A 16,127-nucleotide genomic window follows, 5' to 3' on the forward strand; every position below is an offset into this window, starting at 1 on the left:
GTGACTTGTGGACGCGGCCGAGCGGTGGCGTATTCTTCGGCTGTATGTCGAAGACCAGATCCCGCTCGCGGTCCTCGCCCGGGAGACCGGGATCTCTGCACGGACCCTGCAGCGCTGGAATCGGCTCTACCGCACTGGCGGCGTCGCGTCCCTGGACCTGCACGCGCGCATAGACAAGGGTGTCCGCCGAACTTCGGTCGAGACGGTCGCGTTCATCGAACGGTTGGCGCTCACTCGGCCGCGCCCGAGTCTCGCCACGCTGCACCGTCTCGCTGCCACCGATGCTCAAGCGCGTGAGCTGCCGGAGCCGAGCTATGCGACCGTGAGGGAGATCGTGCAAGCTCTCGATCCGGCCCTTGTCACCCTGGCACTCGAGGGGCCGATCTCGTACCGGGATAAGCACGAGCTCGTCTTCCGGCGCCGCGCTGAACACCCCAACCAGACCTGGCAGTCCGACCACACCGAACTCGACATTCTCATCGTCGGCGCCGACGGGAAACCTGACCGGCCATGGCTGACCACCGTGATGGACGACCACTCCCGCGCCGTCTGCGGGTACATGGTCTTCACCGGCGCCCCCTCAGCCATCAACACTGCCCTGGCTCTTCGGCAGGCGATCTGGCGGAAGACCGACCCGGCCTGGGCGATGTGTGGAATCCCGGACATCCTGCACGTCGACCACGGATCCGACTTCATCAGCGACCATATCGAACGAACTGCCGTCGCCCTGCACATCAGGATCATCCACTCGACCATTGGCCGACCCCAAGGACGAGGAAAGATCGAGCGGTTCTTCGGCACCGTCAACACCGAACTCCTGGCCGCCCTACCTGGCCATCTCGGGCCCGGCAGCCGGACTCCGACGCCTGTCATCGACCTCGCCGGGCTCGACCGTGCGATCGGCGAATTCATCGGCGCCTACAACGACCGGACCCACAGCGAGTTGGGCATCTCCCCGCGAGACGCTTGGGTAGCCGGTGGGTGGCTGCCTCGGATGCCCGACAGCCTTCAAGAACTCGACGGCCTGCTCCTCACCGTTCCGAAAAACCGGGTCGTGCAACGTGACGGGATCCACTTCCAGGGCCAGCGCTACCTCGCCCCCACTCTTGCCCCGTTCGTCGGGCACACCATCACCATCCGGTACGACCCCCGCGACATCTCCGAGATCCGCGTGTACGACCGGGATACCTTCATCTGCACCGCGATCGACGAAGCCCACCCCAACCTCAGGCTCAGCCTCCGTGACATCGAAACCGCCCGCCGGGCCCGCCGCAAGCAACTGCGCCGAGCCATCAACGACCGCATCCCAACCGTTGCCACCCGGGAAGAACCCCGCACCCCCGAACCCACGAAGCGGCGGCCGAAGCTGCGCACCTACGAAGAGGACGAGTGATGAACCAAGCATTCATCGTCACCAAAGAACACCGGCGCTTCGCCGAATTCGCCAACGCTGTCCGCAAGGAAAAGACGATCGGAATCTGCCACGGCGCCGCCGGCGTCGGAAAAACCAACTCCGCTCGCCGTTACGCAAACTGGGACGCCCTTGAGCCCTACATCACCGAATGGGGGCCCCGCGGGGACCACGATGCAAAGTTCTACGCCCTCGCGAACCGATCCCGAACCGTCTTCTACACACCCGAAGTCCTCTGCCGACCAAAAGACCTCATGCACGACATCGACTACTGGCAGATCAAAGTCGGCATCTGCGCCGACCAGCACATCCACGCCAACGAACCGCCCCCACGAAAGATGGGAGACATGACCCGCCACGTTGAGCTGCTCATCATCGACGAAGCCGAACGACTCACCCCAACCGCGCTCGAGATGCTCCGTGACAGACACGACCGAACCCACCTGGCAATGATCCTTATCGGAATGCCGGGAATCGACGAACGATTCCGCCACTACCCCCAGCTCTACAGCCGGCTCGGATTCTCACACCACTACCGTGCCCTCGGACGCGAAGAACTCCTCTTTGTCCTCGACCGCCACTGGACACGACTCGGCAGGACACTCGACCCTGACGACTTCACAGACGCGCAAGCCATCGCCGCCATCGAACGCATCACCCGCGGCAACTTCCGCCTCCTCGAACGACTCTTCCCTCAGATCAACCGCGTCCTCAAGATCAACCAACTGGACACCATCACGGACGACGTCATCGAAGCCGCCGCCAGCATCCTCGTCATCGGCAACTAGCGACACGAAACGATCACAGAACACCGCCAAAAAGCGCCAAACTCCACACAAGTCAGCCATCACACCTTCATGCTGCTGCCGAAAACGACACAACACCGTGTGATCAGGCACGTCCTGCGCGCACAACACCCGGAACGCAACGTCCTCCGAACACGCCCGCTCAATCACCCGAGACGAACTGATTCCCCGAGCCGAGGCATACAACCACAAGCCCAAAAGCATCTCCGGGTCATACCCCTCACGGCCCGTGCCACCGCGCCGCGAGGCCGCATGTAAAGCGCTCGTGTCCAAGGCGGCGACCACGTCCAGAATGAACCACGCCAAATGATCCTCGGACAACCAATCCCGCATATCCGGCGGCACCAAAAACAACTGATCACGCTCGACAGGACGATAGTTCAGGGCCATGAACCATGGTCCCAAACCCCGGGTTAACCCGCCGGGACCAACACTCGAAAAAGCAACACGCTCTATAGCGGCCGCGGTCACCCGTCCGAGGTGCGGTGAGCCGAAATGCGCCGCCGGCATGGGCGGAGGGGCCCACGGTGGGCCCTGGCGGAGATTCTCCCAGCGCCCTGGCAGGTCTGAGCACGAGTCTCGCCTGTCATACTTAGGTAATGCTTACCTCAGCGGAGTCGGGGACGGGCGCGCCCGCCCGCGGCACCGGCGTGCCCGCCGCGACCGCCGCGACCGCCGCAGCCGGCAGCGCGCTGGATGCGGTGCGGGTGCCGCGCCGCCGGCAGCTCGCCGGTCTGGTCATCGCCGTGATCCTGCTGGCGCTCGCCGTATCGGCCTCCCTCGTGGTGGGCAGCCGGTCGATCCCGCTGGGCACCGTGCTCGACGCGTTACTGCGCCCCGACCTCGGCCTCACCGACCACACCGTGGTGCTCGACCTGCGGGTGCCGCGCACGGCCATCGGCCTGCTCGCCGGTCTCGCCCTCGGCCTGGCCGGGGCCCTGATGCAGGGCATCACCCGCAACCCGCTCGCCGACCCCGGCCTGCTCGGGGTCAACGCCGGCGCCTCACTCTTCGTCGTGGCCGGCATCGCCTGGTTCGGGGTCACCTCGGCGCTGGGCTACGTCTGGTTCGCGTTCGCCGGCGCATTCGTGGCCGCCGTGATCGTCTACGTGGTCGGGTCGCTCGGCCGCGAGGGCGCCACCCCGGTGAAACTGGCCCTGGCCGGCACCGCGCTCACCGCGTCGCTCACCTCCCTGATCACCATCGTGCTGCTCAGCGACTCCGAGGCCTTCGACAAGTACCGGTTCTGGTCCGCCGGTTCACTCGTCGCCCGCGACCTCGACTCCGCCCTGCAACTGGCGCCGTTCATCGCCGTCGGTGTGCTGCTCTGCGTGCTGGCGGGGCGGATGCTCAATGCCCTCGCCCTCGGCGACGACCTGGCCCGCGGTCTCGGCCAGAACCTCGTGGCGGCCCGGATCGTCTGCGCCGTCGCGGTGGTGCTGCTCTGCGGCTCCGCCACCGCCCTGGCCGGCCCGATCGTGTTCGTGGGCCTGGCCGTGCCGCACATCGCCCGCCGGTTCACCGGGCCGGACTACCGGTGGATCCTGCTCTACTCCGCGGTGCTCGGCCCGGCGCTGCTGCTGGCCGCCGACGTGCTCGGCCGCGTGATCGCCCCACCCGGCGAGATCGAAGCCGGTCTGATCGTCGCGTTCCTCGGTGCCCCGATGCTCATCGCGCTGGTGCGCCGCGTGAAGCTGGCCGGCCTGTGACCGCCGACCTGACGGCATCCGTGCCCGCCCGCCCGACAGCGGACGCCGCCCCGCTCACCCTCGCCCGCACCCTCAAGCACCGCCGGGAGCGGCGGATCGTGCTCGTGCTGGCCGCGCTGGCTGTCGTGATCGCCGCGGTCAGCCTGATGGTGGGGGCGTACAGCCTCAGCGTGCCCGACCTGCTGCGCACCCTGGCGGGCCAGGGCTCCGGCAGTGAGAACTTCATCGTCTTCACGCTGCGCCTGCCCCGGCTGACCCTGGCGATCCTCGTCGGCGTGGCGTTCGCCGTCTCCGGCGCGCTCTTCCAGACTGTTCTGCGCAACCCCCTGGCCAGCCCCGACATCATCGGCGTCACCGGGGGAGCGAGCGCGGCCGCGGTGTTCGGCCTGCTCGTGCTCGGGCTGGGCAGTGTGGCCACCTCGTTCATGGCCTTCGCCGGTGCGATGGTGGTCGCCACCGCCATCTACCTGCTCGCCTGGCGCGGCGGCGTGGTCGGCTACCGATTCGTACTCATCGGGGTGGGCGTCGCGTTCATGGTGCAGGGCCTGCTCGGCTACCTGCTCTCGCGCGCCGACCTGCGGAACGCCGAGGATGCCCTGACCTGGCTGGTCGGCAGCGTCAGCGGTGCCCGCTGGCCCGAGATCGCGGTGCTGGCCGCGTTCCTGGTGCTGCTGCTGCCGGCCGTGGGCGTGCTCGCCGGGCGGATGCGGATGCTGCAGCTCGGTGACGACACCGCCAGCAGCCTGGGCGTGCACGCCGAACGCTCCCGGCTGGCCCTGCTCGTGGCGGCCGTGGCGCTCGCCGCCCTCGCCACCGCGTTCGTGGGGCCGCTCGCCTTCATCGCGTTCGTCTCCGCGCCCATCGCCCGGCGTCTGGTGGGCACCGGCAGCCTGGCGCTCCTGCCGGCCGCGCTGATCGGCGTGCTCATCACCACCGTGGCGGACTTCACCGCTCAGCACCTGCTGCCGGGCAACCTCGAGCTGCCGGCCGGCATCATCACCGGCGCGATCGGCGCGCCCTACCTGCTCTGGCTGCTCGCCACCCAGAACCGAATCGGAAAGGGCGCCTGATGCCCCAGCCCATCGACCAGGCAGCCCCCGACCAGGCCATGACCGGTCAGGCCGCCCCCGACCAGGCCGCCCTCGACCAGGCCGCCACCGGCCCGGCTGCCCCGCCCTCCGCATCCGCCCGGCACGCCCTCACCGCCACCGGCCTCAGCCTGGGCTACGACGGCACCCGCATCGTCGACGATCTCGACCTCGCCATCGAGCCCGGCGCGATCACCGTGATCGTCGGTGCCAACGCGTCCGGCAAGTCCACCCTGTTGCGCGGCCTGGCCCGGTTGCTGCCGCCGCAGTCCGGCACGGTCACCCTCGACGGCCGGGACATCGCCGGCCTGCCCAGCCGCCAGGTCGCCACCATCGTGGGGTTGCTGCCGCAGCAGCCCATCGCGCCGGAGGGCATCGGCGTGGCCGACCTGGTCGGGCGCGGCCGGTACCCGCACCAGGGCTGGTTCCGGCACTGGTCGAGTACGGACGACGCCATTGTGGCCGAGGCCATGACCGCCACCCAGACCCTGGAACTGGCGACGCGGCGCATGGAGGAGCTCTCCGGCGGGCAGCGCCAACGGGTCTGGATCGCCATGGCGCTCGCGCAGAAGCCCGACATCCTGCTGCTGGACGAACCCACCACCTTCCTCGACGTCACCCACCAGGTGGAGGTCCTCGACCTGCTGCACGAGCTCAACCACGAGCAGGGCACCACCGTGGTGATGGTGCTGCACGACCTCAACCTGGCCGCCCGCTACGCCGACCGGCTCGTCGTCATGCGGCACGGGCGCATCATCGCCGAGGGGCCCCCGGCAGAGGTGCTCACCGAGGCGGTGGTGCTCGAGGCCTTCGGGCTCAGCGCTCGCATCATCGCCGACCCGGTCTGCGGCTCGCCGCTGGTCGTGCCCATCGGCCGGTTCCACGGCACCGACCCTCTCTCTATTTAGGCTAGGCTACCCTTATCGGCCTGCGCGCCGGCCCCCACCTTTCCAGAACCGGAGTCTCCAGTGCCCAGACGTTTGACCACCGTGCTCGCCGCCACCGCGGCCATCGCCGCCCTCACGCTCAGCGGATGCTCCGCCACCGCCGACGACGAGACCGGCTCAGACACCGCGGCCGACGGCTCGTTCCCCGTCACCATCGAGCACGCCTTCGGTGACACCACCATCGACGCCGAACCCACCCGCGTGGTGACCTGGGGCTGGGGCAGCGCCGATGACGCCATCGCCCTCGGCGTCGTGCCGGTCGCCATCCCGTTCCAGGCCTACGGCGGCGACGAGAACGGCGTGCTGCCGTGGATCTCCGAGGCCCTCGACGAGCAGGGCGAGGAACTGCCCACCGTGCTCTCCGACTCCACCGAACCGCCCTACGAGGAAATCGCCGAAGCGGCCCCCGACGTGATCCTGGCCGCGTACTCCGGACTCACCGAGGAGCAGTACGAGCTGCTCAGCGCGATCGCCCCCGTCGTGGCCTACCCCGACGAGCCCTGGTCCACCGACTGGCGCGAACTGATCGAGATCACCGGCACGGCGCTCGGCCGCTCCGACGAGGCCACCACCCTGCTCGCCGACATCGACGACACGATCGCCGAGAAGGCCGCGGCGCATCCGGAGTTCGACGGCAAGACCGTCGCCCTCACCTCCGACAGCGGCGGAGTCTTCTACGTCTACACGGATGCCGACCCGCGCGTGACCTTCGCCACCGAACTCGGCTTCGAGAGCGCCCCGAGCGTGGCCGAGCTGGCCAACGGCGAATCAGCCTTCTTCTACACGCTCAGCTACGAGCAGCTCGACCAGCTCGAGAGCGACGTCATCGTCAACTTCGGCGCCACCCAGGAGGAGTCCGACGCCTTCCTGAACGCCGGCTACGCGCAGGTCATGCCGCAGGTGCAGAACGGTGCGGTCGCTTCCCCGGTCGGCGCGGCGTTCGTCTCCTCGGTCTCCCCGCCCACCGGCCTCTCGCTCACCTGGGGCATCGACGACTACGTCGACCTGCTCTCGACCGCAGCGCTGGCGGCCGACGCCGCGGAGTAATCGCGGCCGGCAGCGAGGGCGGTGGGGAAACCGGTAACCTGGAGACGCCTCCGTTTCGACTGATCCAGACGTCGATATCGTACGAGCCGCACTCCCAGCGCAGGGATGGATGAGGCTCACTCCGGTCGTACGATGCACGGAGCGCTCAGTCGACTCGAACCTGAACGGCCTCGAGTCCCAGGAAAAGGTTGTGCCATGCGCGCTAAACACGTCGTCCCCGCCCTCGCTGCCGTTGCGGCCCTGATGCTCACCGGTTGCGTCGACAATTCGACTCCGGCGCCGTCAGGGTCCCCGGAGGGCGGCGCCGCCCTGATCGAGACCGACGACGCGGCCGCAGCGCTGGTTCCGGCCGAGGTGGCCGACCGTGGCACCCTGATCATCGGAACCGAACCGACCTACGCGCCGAACGAGTTCAAGAACGAGGCCGGAGAACCGATCGGCTGGGACATCGAGCTCGCCAGTGGCCTCGCCGCCAAGCTCGGCCTGACCCCGGAGTTCCAGGTCGCGAAGTTCGACAACATCATCCCGAGTGTGGCCGGCGGCAAGGCCGACATCGGCGCGTCGTCCTTCACCGACACCGTCGAACGCGAACAGCAGGTCGACTTCGTCAACTACTACAACGCCGGCATCCAGTGGGCCTCGGCGGCGGGCACCGACATCGACCCGAACAACGCCTGCGGCCTCAAGGTGGCCGTGCAGACCGCCACCTACGAGGACACCGACGAGGTGCCCGCCAAGAACGACGCCTGCGTGGCCGCCGGCAAGCCCGCCATCGACAAGCTGAAATTCGACACCCAGGCCGACGTGGCCAACGCCGTGGTGCTCGGCCAGGCCGACGCGCTCAGCGCCGACTCCCCGGTCACCCTGTACGCGATCGCTCAGACCGGCGGCAAACTGCAGCCGGCCGGCGAGACCTTCGACGAAGCCCCCTACGGCATGGTCGTCGCCAAGGGATCCGAACTGACCGTGGCCGTGCAGGCCGCGCTGCAGTCGATGGTCGATGACGGCAGCTACGCGGGCATCCTCGATACCTGGGGTGTCGCGGACGGTGGCGTGACCGAGATCACGATCAACGCAGCCGCGAACGGCTAGCCTCCAGCACCCGCTGGAGTCTCTCCGGCGCGGAACACGGTAGCCTTGGCGGGCGTCGGTTGGGCTGTTCCCGAACCGATATCGCCAGGCCGTTCCCCCGGCGCAGGGGTGTATTAGGCTCACTGCAGTCGTACCGTTCCCTGCTATTCGGTCGCACCGAAACCTCGACGCCCTACGAAGAAGGTTGTGCCATGCGCGCTAGATACGTACTCCCCGCCCTCGCTGCCGCCGCCGCCCTGATGCTCACCGGCTGCGTCGACAACTCGACACCCGCCACCGGTGGCGCCAGTGACAGCGGCCCGACCATCGAGACGGATGACGCCGCCGCGGCGCTGGTTCCGGCCGACGTCGCCGACACCGGCACCCTGGTCATCGGCACCGACCCCACCTACGCGCCGAACGAGTTCAAGAACGAGGCCGGCGACCCGATCGGCTGGGGCATCGAACTGGCCAGCGGCGTCGCCGCCAAGCTCGGTCTTGAACCCGAGTTCCAGGTCGCGAAGTTCGACAACATCATCCCGAGCGTCACCGGCGGCAAGGCCGACATGGGGTCGTCGTCGTTCACCGACACCGTTGAGCGTCAGCAGCAGGTCGACTTCGTGAATTACTACACCGCGGGGATCCAGTGGGCGTCCGCGGCCGGCACGGATGTCGACCCCAATGACGCCTGCGGCCTCAAGGTGGCCGTGCAGGCCACCACCTACGAGGACACCGACGAGGTGCCGGCCAAGAGTGACGCCTGCGTGGCCGCCGGCAAGCCCGCCATCGACAAGCTCAAGTTCGACACCCAGGATGCCGCCACCAACGCCGTCGTGCTCGGCCAGGCCGACGCCCTCAGCGCCGACTCCCCGGTCACCCTGTACGCCATCTCCCAGACCGACGGCAAGCTCCAGCTGGCCGGCGAGACCTTCGACGTGGCCCCGTACGGCATGGTCCTGGCCAAGGGATCCGAGCTGACCGTGGCCGTGCAGGCCGCGCTGCAGTCGATGGTCGATGACGGCAGCTACGGCGAGATCCTGGACGCGTGGGGCGTCGCCGACGGCGGCATCGACGAGATCACGATCAACGCGGGCGCGAACGGTTAATCCGTGAGCACCACGAATATGAACGGCGAGTCAGCGGCCACGTCGGAGCCGATCAAGGCCATCCGGCTCCGGCACCCCTGGCGTGTGGTCTTCGCCGTGCTGCTCGTGGCGATCTTTGCGCTCTTCGTCATCGACGCGGCCTTCCGCCCGGCCTACGACTGGCCGGCGGTGGGAAAGTACCTCTTCGACCGTCGTATCTCGATGGCCGCCGTGGTGACGATCCAGCTGACCGTGTTCTCGATGGTGATCGCCATCATCCTCGGCGTGATCCTGGCCGTGATGCGGCTCTCACCCAACCCGGTGGTCAAGAGCGTCGCCTGGTTCTACCTCTGGATCTTCCGCGGCACCCCGGTGTACGTGCAGCTGACCATCTGGGGCCTGATCTCGCTGATCTACACCAGCATCGATATCGGCATCCCGTTCATGGACCCGTGGGTGTCGTTCCAGACCAACGCGGCCCTGAACACGTTCACTCTCGCGATCATCGGCCTGGCCCTGAACGAGGCCGCGTACATGGCCGAGATCGTGCGCGCCGGCCTGCTGTCGGTGGACAAGGGCCAGGAAGAGGCCTCGATCGCCCTGGGCATGAGCTGGTCACAGACGATGACCAGGGTCATCCTGCCCCAGTCGATGCGGGTGATCATCCCGCCGACCGGCAACGAGGTGATCTCGATGCTGAAGACCACCTCGCTGGTCACGGCCGTGCCGTTCAGCCTGGAGCTGTTCACCCGATCACGCGACATCTCGGCCGAGACCTTCAACCCCATCCCGTTGCTCATCGTGGCGTCGATCTGGTACCTGTTCTTCACCTCCATCCTGATGGTGGGGCAGTACTTCCTCGAGAAGCGCTTCTCCCGCGGCGTCGGCGACCGGCAACCCACCAAGAGCGACCCTGCGGCTCCCACGACCGGCGCCATCACCGGTGTGGTTCCCGTCGTGGGATCCGGGCAGCCGACCGTGGTCGTGCCGCCGACAACGGATGCGCCGGGTACGACCGGCCACGAAGGAACACGATGAGCGCGACGACAGTGCGGGGCGCGGCATCCGTTGAGGTGCCGATGGTGCTGGCCGAACAGGTGACCAAGAGCTTCGGCTCCAACGAAGTGCTCAAGGGCATCACCCTCGAGGTCAAACGCGGCGAGGTGATGTGCCTGGTCGGGCCGAGCGGCTCGGGCAAGTCCACCTTCCTGCGCTGCATCAACCACCTCGAGGTGCTCTCGGCCGGCCGGCTCAGCGTGGACGGCGAGCTGATCGGCTACCGCGAGGCCAACGGCAAGCTCTACGAGATGGCGCCCAAAGAGGCGTCGAAGCAGCGCCGCGACATCGGCATGGTGTTCCAGCGGTTCAACCTGTTCCCGCACATGACCGCACTGCAGAACGTGATGGAAGCACCACTGCGGGTGAAGGGTCTGCCCAAGGCGAAGGTGGAGTCGAGCGCCCGCGAGCTGCTCGCCAGGGTGGGCCTGGCCGACCGGGCCGATTACTACCCGGCGCACCTCTCCGGCGGGCAGCAGCAGCGGGTCGCGATCGCCAGGGCACTGGCGATGGAGCCCAAGCTGATGCTCTTCGACGAGCCCACCAGCGCCCTCGACCCCGAACTCGTCGGCGAGGTGCTCGACGTGATGAAGGGCCTGGCCAAGGAGGGCATGACCATGATCGTGGTCACCCACGAGATGGGCTTCGCCCGCGAGGTCGCCGACTCCCTGGTCTTCATGGACGCCGGCGTCGTGGTCGAGTCCGGCCTGCCGAGCGAGGTCTTGGCGAATCCGCGGCACGCCCGCACCCAGGCGTTCCTCTCCAAGGTGCTCTAGCACCTTCCGCGAGACGTGAGAATGCCCCAAAATCTTCGAGATTTTGGGGCATTCTCACAGCGCGCGCGATGCGCAACCGTCCAGATTTCGAGCTCGGATCAACGCCTGCGTGTTCGTCGCGGCCGCCTGCACCCCTGGCCGTGCGGACCGGACCGGACCGGACCGTCAGGATGAAGCCAATGTTCCTGCTAGAGACGCTCTGATCTCTCCGGAAAGTCGACGCCCACGGCAGAGCGAATTGTCATTGCAATAGCGTCCGTCTCGCTGATGCTAACCTCCGCCACGTCCCCGAAATCCGTGCCCCCGCCACCGAGAGTGCCGGCGATATGGAAGTGGAAATGCGGGATTGCTTGGTGCGCCTCGGTCCCGTTGTTCTGCCAGACCGAGATTCCAGGGCGCTGGAAGGTTATGTCAATTGCATCTCCTGCGACGCTGAGCCAATCAATAATCGAGTGTCGCTCGACTTGATTGAGGTCCAATAGAGTTTCCCTATGCTGGACCGGCAGGACCAAGAGATGGCCGATTCCTCTTTGCTCGCGCGTGACGAGCACCGCGACTTCTGCTGACCGAAACAGAACAGTGTAGGGACGTTCACCGCGCAGATAGGCACAGAATGCACACGGCTCCGCCACAGGCACATCCAAATGGGTGTCGCTCATGTCGTTCCCAATTGAACCAAGAATGCATGGAACTCACGCATGTTGATCTTTCCTGCGTCGGACGGGTGGATCGCGATACATAGTTCCTTGGAAAAGAAGGATCGACGTGTTCTCAAAAGGAACGAAATTGCGATGAGCCGAACCACCACCTCTGGCGTGAGACCGGCGATGCGGGATTGTCCCTGACCAATGAGGGGAACGTTGATGCGCTCGCCATTCGTCGTCCTGTCAACCTCATCCCAGGTAGCTTGGAGCGCCTTCTCCACATTCTCGATAGATCCGTGAGCGTTGTTGTGCGTGTCCATTTCCGTGTACGCAACGCAGAAGTATCGCGTTCCGTTCGTCGCCGAAAGTGACGCCACAGTTCCAACTTCATATGCATTGGTTCTGCCCGGTTTGTGGATGCTCCTGAGCGGGGTGTGCGGAAGAAGCGCGTCGTCCATGGCTTTGCCCATGCGGGCCTCCGAACCGTCGAACACGGTGGCAAGCAGCGCGCCCTGTACGCTGCTTTTCGCGATGATTCCATCGCTCGTGGTCACGTCGAATGTTGTGGTGACGCCGATTAGGCTGTTGCCTGGCTGAGCGAACAAGTCGCCAACGACGAGGCGAATCTTTGCTCGATCGGATACGTACTCGTTGAACGGGATCACCGGACGTGAGAGCACGATCGCGGCAACACCTGATCCTCCAACAACAATAAGCACAATGAGGACGTTGCCGATGAAGAAGTCCGGGAAGAAGACCGCAAGTAAGCCAACGATCAAAGCGAAGGCGCCGATACTTGCAAGCCACGTCCTGAAGAAGTCTTTCCAGAACCTCGGGTATTTGAGCTGCCGGGCGTAAGCCAGCACTAGAGCCCCAGGCTCGTGTATGTGGAATCCTTGTAGTAGTAGGACCCCGTGTTCGAGCTGTTGGCGAAAGTGGCTGCGTAGTTGTCCAGAGCTACCTTGATGATCTTTGGCTGGAATGAGACTGACATCGTGTAATGTCCCGCGTCTAAGATCGGCTCCGGTATGAATCCATTAACGATCTCGCGTGAGCCGCCTAGATTTGCAATGACGATTGGGAGGTTGAGTTCTAGCGCCACTTTTATCTCGTATGCCAGAAAGCTCGTGCCATTGCTCCCCTTCCTGCGGGCGGTGGCGCTCCCGAGGAGAACGATTTGCTTGGCGTTCTTCATCCGATCGCGGAGGTTATTCTTGATGGTTTCTGGCTTGCTAGTGTCTCGAGCAATGAAAAGGCTGTGGGCATCGGTGAAGTCGAAATCAATGCTCTCGTTCTTGGACCACGCCTGCATCATCCGGTAGTTATTGATGTCTTCGCTTGCGAAGGCGACGTAGGTCTTGTTGCGGTAGCTCATGGTGCCCCTTGATGCGCGGTCGCGCCTGCTACATGGCCGATCGGCAATGTGCTCTAAATGTAACGGGAACCGGAGTCGGGCTTGTGAGATATGTCGGGTCGTGATGCCGTGGCAACCTTGCTTGAAGGGATGTCACAGTGGCGTCGAGTGCGTAGGTCGACCAGTTCCAGGACCGCCTTGCCAGACATCTGACGACCGAGGACTGGACAACCCGCATGACTGCGTCCATGACGGTCTGGATGCCGAAACGGTAACCCCCAGTTCGGGCGGAGGCGGAATTGATCACTTGTTCTGAAGCAATTCGCCAGTCCAGACTGCGCAGTACGCGTGATTATCCATTCGACGCATTCCAGAACTAGCCTCGCGAGGGGCTAGAAGGCCCAGGGGCCGAAGCGGGTGATGGCCACGACGAGGGCGAGCAGGCCGAGGATCACGCTGGGCATTGTCTCCTTGGCGCCGTCGCCGGCGCGCACGTGCCAGACGACCGCGCCGATCATGATCACGGTGAGCGCCGCCGCGGCTATCGGCACCAGGATCGGGGCGATGCCGGTGACGGCGGGCAGGATCAGGCCGAGGCCGCCGAGCAGTTCAGCGAGACCGACAAGTTTGACGCCGGCATCCGAGTAGTCGTTGGTCCAGGCCATTCCGTTGGCGGCGAGCTTGGCGCGCGGCTGGGAGACCTTCATCAGGCCGGCGCCGATGAAGGCGAGGGCGAGCAGACCGGTGATGATCCAGATGGCGATGTTCATGGGGGGACTCCTGGTGTGGTGGCCTGATCGAGGCCGAGGTGATTGCATCCGAATTAGTTGACGCGTCAAATAAGTTAGCGCGAACTACTTTCTGTGTCAACTAATTCTGGGTAGGCTGGAGTCATGGCTGAACCGGAGTGGCTGACCCCCGTGGAGCACGACGCCTGGATGGCTCTGGCCGAGTTGCTGTTCCGGCTGCCGGCCGGACTCGAGTCGCAGTTGCAGCGCGACGCCGACCTGGCGATGGCGGACTACATGGTGCTGGTGATGCTCTCCGAACGGGACGACCACAGCATGCGCATGAGCGAACTCGCCTCATCCGCCAGCACCTCGCAGTCGCGTTTGTCGCGCATCGTGGCCCGGCTCGAGGCCGCGGGTTACGTCACCCGTGAGATGGCGCCGGATGACCGGCGCGCGGTGATCGCGACCCTCACCGAAACGGGCTCGGCCAAGCTGGTGGCGGCCGCCCCCGGCCACGTGGCCCAGGTGCGCAGGTTGATCTTCGACCGCCTCACTCCGGCCCAGGTGCTCTCCCTCACCGACATCGCGGGCGCGCTCGCCCACCCCGACGACCCCGCGAGCTGTGACCTGAGCACCTAAATCGCCGGGTTTCTGGGGCTCAGCTCACGGGTCGCGAACGCCCGGCCTCGTTGATCGAGCTTGTCGAGCACTGTACTGAGCTTGTCGAACTAGCCCGCGAGACAAGGATAGGAAGCGAGGCCCTTCTGGAGGCGCTGGGGGGAAGCACTCTCGGCGGCGTGCAGCTCTCTGGCGAACAAGACTGATGCGCGTTTCTTTGGGATCTGTAACTCGTAGGCGAAATGCTTGACCGGAACAAATCGTTTCCTGATCCGCTAAACGCGTGGAACCCAGGCCAAAGATGCGCCTCCGGAACGACCGTTGAGCTCGTGGGCACTGCCCATCTATGCGTGATGTCGGGAAGCATTTTGGGCGAGACGACAGGCCGATACTGGTCGAGTGTGACGCTCCACTAGAGTTCGAGGCATGGATAGCGCGACGTTCTTTACCGGCTTGGGCGTGATTGTTTCGGCTTCCTCCGCGATCGTCGCAGTGATCGCGGTGGTCGATGCTCGCTCGTCTCGAAAAGAGGCGGCGGATTCTGCGACGGAAGCTGGGACAGATGCCAGAAAGGCTGCGGAGTCTGCCCAGAAGACTGCGGAGGCCAGTACGCGCGCCGCAGCTGCACTCGAAGTGCGGAACGCACGCGCGGCCAGAGAGGATGCGGCGCGCATTCCGTGGCTTGTACAGAAGTTGAGTCCGGAGCGTTGGCGAGTAACGAACGAGACTGGCATGCGCGCTGAATTCGTGCAGCTTGTCGCGAACGGCATTCGATTTCAAATGGAAGACGACAGGGACTTCCGCGATGTCGAGCGTGGGAATCCGATCTTCATCAACTTCGGCGGAGGGCTGACTGATCCCGCAAGCGCGGACATCGTGATCTCGTGGACGGATGCGACCCGGGATTCGAAGTCGTTCACCATAACGTTGGGGTAATGCACTGAACCCTCCGGCAAAGATCACGCGGCTCTCCTGCTGGAGCTGAGGTCAGCCATCTTACGGGCGGGTTTTCCCCTGGTTGGCGGCCAACGCCCGTGAACTCCCTTTCTCGCTTTCGAGCAGGAGCCGCTGCTGATGAGCCGACGGAGCAGTCGAGAAACGAATCGGCAATTCCGAACTGCCGCTCAGCTAAATCGCTCGGTCAATCACAGGTAGTCTTCGGCCATGACCGAGACCGTTGCCGTAGCCCTAATCACCGCCATCACGGGACTGGTCGGAGCGCTTCTCGGAAGCGTCGCTGCCTTGTTTGGTCCTTCGCTCGTTAGCTCGTCTACTCGGCGAGCTGAACGGCGTGAGATGCGTAGGGCTCGGATTGTCGAATACGTGAAGTCTGGAGTCGCGCTAGTCAACGCCGAGGCTTCTATGGCGACGAGTGAAGGGTCCCAGGCCGAGGTTTACGCTGCGATGGAAAAGCTGAATGCAGACACCATCGATTTGACGTCGCATTTGCGTCGACGCGACCGCAGGGTGAAGGACTGGATGCGTCAAGCAGAGAATGAGATGGACGCGCAGAAGGGTGCTCAGGAGCAGCGCGACTACTGGTCTGCAATCAGCTCTTCGATGCAAGACTGGCACGTCGGGGTGCCGGCGCGAACGGTTTTGGTTCCATTCCAGATACTGCGGGATGGACAGAAAGTTGAAATGAAAAGACTCAAGAAATGGTCTGATTATTCCGGAGCATGATGAAGGCTTGGCGGTCGGTATGCTCTTCATCTGGCAGGTCTGGTCGGGCGCGACCTTTGTTAATCGGCCGTTCGTAGCTAGACAGGGTCGCGGGGTCTCGA

17 protein-coding genes and 1 pseudogene are annotated in these 16,127 nt (G+C 65.3%); 13 read left to right on the forward strand and 5 right to left on the reverse strand.

Going from position 1 to position 16,127, the window contains the following annotated elements; all coding sequences use genetic code 11:
* The first annotated feature begins 7 nt into the window (after positions 1–7).
* Both K2F54_RS15305 and K2F54_RS15310 read left to right on the forward strand, forming a co-directional pair.
* Complete coding sequence (locus K2F54_RS15305; RefSeq protein WP_220606718.1) at positions 8–1,393, forward strand: Mu transposase C-terminal domain-containing protein; 1,386 nt, start codon at positions 8–10, stop codon at positions 1,391–1,393.
* Positions 1,393–2,199 (forward strand): AAA family ATPase, encoded by an 807-nt coding sequence (locus K2F54_RS15310; RefSeq protein ID WP_220606719.1) that lies wholly within the window; start codon positions 1,393–1,395, stop codon positions 2,197–2,199. The genes K2F54_RS15305 and K2F54_RS15310 overlap by 1 nt, the downstream gene beginning before the upstream one ends.
* An 84-nt stretch (positions 2,200–2,283) precedes the next feature.
* On the opposite strand, the pseudogene K2F54_RS19720 reads toward K2F54_RS15310, so the two are convergent.
* Positions 2,284–2,727: pseudogene (locus K2F54_RS19720) on the reverse strand (transposase); the annotation flags it as partial.
* An 89-nt stretch (positions 2,728–2,816) separates the two neighbouring features.
* On the opposite strand from K2F54_RS19720, the gene K2F54_RS15315 reads away from it, so the two are divergent.
* The 8 genes from K2F54_RS15315 (at position 2,817) to K2F54_RS15350 (ending at position 10,996) form a co-directional block, all read left to right on the forward strand.
* Positions 2,817–3,926, forward strand: a complete 1,110-nt coding sequence (locus K2F54_RS15315) for a FecCD family ABC transporter permease (RefSeq protein WP_220606720.1) — start codon at positions 2,817–2,819, stop codon at positions 3,924–3,926.
* Positions 3,923–4,996: a FecCD family ABC transporter permease gene (locus K2F54_RS15320; RefSeq protein ID WP_308287692.1), complete on the forward strand. Its 1,074-nt coding sequence runs from the start codon at positions 3,923–3,925 to the stop codon at positions 4,994–4,996. Before K2F54_RS15315 ends, K2F54_RS15320 begins: the two co-directional genes overlap by 4 nt.
* Positions 4,996–5,922 (forward strand): ABC transporter ATP-binding protein, encoded by a 927-nt coding sequence (locus K2F54_RS15325; protein WP_255577167.1) that lies wholly within the window; start codon positions 4,996–4,998, stop codon positions 5,920–5,922. Before K2F54_RS15320 ends, K2F54_RS15325 begins: the two co-directional genes overlap by 1 nt.
* A gap of 60 nt (positions 5,923–5,982) precedes the next feature.
* Complete coding sequence (locus K2F54_RS15330; protein ID WP_220606721.1) at positions 5,983–7,008, forward strand: iron-siderophore ABC transporter substrate-binding protein; 1,026 nt, start codon at positions 5,983–5,985, stop codon at positions 7,006–7,008.
* A gap of 195 nt (positions 7,009–7,203) precedes the next feature.
* Positions 7,204–8,100, forward strand: coding sequence for an ABC transporter substrate-binding protein (locus tag K2F54_RS15335; protein WP_220606722.1), 897 nt, complete (start codon positions 7,204–7,206; stop codon positions 8,098–8,100).
* Positions 8,101–8,291: 191 nt separating this feature from the next.
* Complete coding sequence (locus K2F54_RS15340; protein WP_220606723.1) at positions 8,292–9,185, forward strand: ABC transporter substrate-binding protein; 894 nt, start codon at positions 8,292–8,294, stop codon at positions 9,183–9,185.
* A gap of 18 nt (positions 9,186–9,203) precedes the next feature.
* A complete protein-coding gene (locus tag K2F54_RS15345; protein WP_220606750.1) occupies positions 9,204–10,202 on the forward strand; it encodes an amino acid ABC transporter permease in 999 nt (332 codons plus the stop codon).
* A complete protein-coding gene (locus tag K2F54_RS15350) occupies positions 10,199–10,996 on the forward strand; it encodes an amino acid ABC transporter ATP-binding protein (protein WP_431193895.1) in 798 nt (265 codons plus the stop codon). Before K2F54_RS15345 ends, K2F54_RS15350 begins: the two co-directional genes overlap by 4 nt.
* Before the next feature lie 188 nt (positions 10,997–11,184).
* On the opposite strand, the gene K2F54_RS15355 is transcribed toward K2F54_RS15350, so the two are convergent.
* The 4 genes from K2F54_RS15355 to K2F54_RS15370 form a co-directional block, all read right to left on the reverse strand.
* A complete protein-coding gene (locus tag K2F54_RS15355) occupies positions 11,185–11,655 on the reverse strand; it encodes an HIT family protein (RefSeq protein WP_220606724.1) in 471 nt (156 codons plus the stop codon).
* Entirely contained in the window at positions 11,652–12,506 is an 855-nt protein-coding gene (locus K2F54_RS15360) for a macro domain-containing protein (RefSeq protein ID WP_220606725.1), read from the reverse strand. Before K2F54_RS15360 ends, K2F54_RS15355 begins: the two co-directional genes overlap by 4 nt.
* Positions 12,506–13,015 (reverse strand): TIR domain-containing protein, encoded by a 510-nt coding sequence (locus K2F54_RS15365; protein ID WP_220606726.1) that lies wholly within the window; start codon positions 13,013–13,015, stop codon positions 12,506–12,508. Before K2F54_RS15365 ends, K2F54_RS15360 begins: the two co-directional genes overlap by 1 nt.
* Before the next feature lie 371 nt (positions 13,016–13,386).
* Complete coding sequence (locus K2F54_RS15370; RefSeq protein WP_220606727.1) at positions 13,387–13,764, reverse strand: DoxX family protein; 378 nt, start codon at positions 13,762–13,764, stop codon at positions 13,387–13,389.
* Between the two features lie 123 nt (positions 13,765–13,887).
* Between K2F54_RS15370 and K2F54_RS15375 the strand changes: the two genes are divergently transcribed.
* The 3 genes from K2F54_RS15375 (at position 13,888) to K2F54_RS15385 (ending at position 16,026) form a co-directional block, all read left to right on the forward strand.
* Entirely contained in the window at positions 13,888–14,364 is a 477-nt protein-coding gene (locus tag K2F54_RS15375) for a MarR family winged helix-turn-helix transcriptional regulator (RefSeq protein ID WP_220606728.1), read from the forward strand.
* 405 nt (positions 14,365–14,769) lie between these two features.
* A complete protein-coding gene (locus K2F54_RS15380; protein ID WP_220606729.1) occupies positions 14,770–15,279 on the forward strand; it encodes a hypothetical protein in 510 nt (169 codons plus the stop codon).
* A 228-nt stretch (positions 15,280–15,507) separates the two neighbouring features.
* Positions 15,508–16,026, forward strand: a complete 519-nt coding sequence (locus tag K2F54_RS15385) for a hypothetical protein (protein WP_220606730.1) — start codon at positions 15,508–15,510, stop codon at positions 16,024–16,026.
* Positions 16,027–16,127 lie beyond the last annotated feature (101 nt).

It is taken from the genome of Cryobacterium inferilacus (assembly GCF_019599185.1).
Lineage (GTDB): Bacteria > Actinomycetota > Actinomycetes > Actinomycetales > Microbacteriaceae > Cryobacterium > Cryobacterium inferilacus.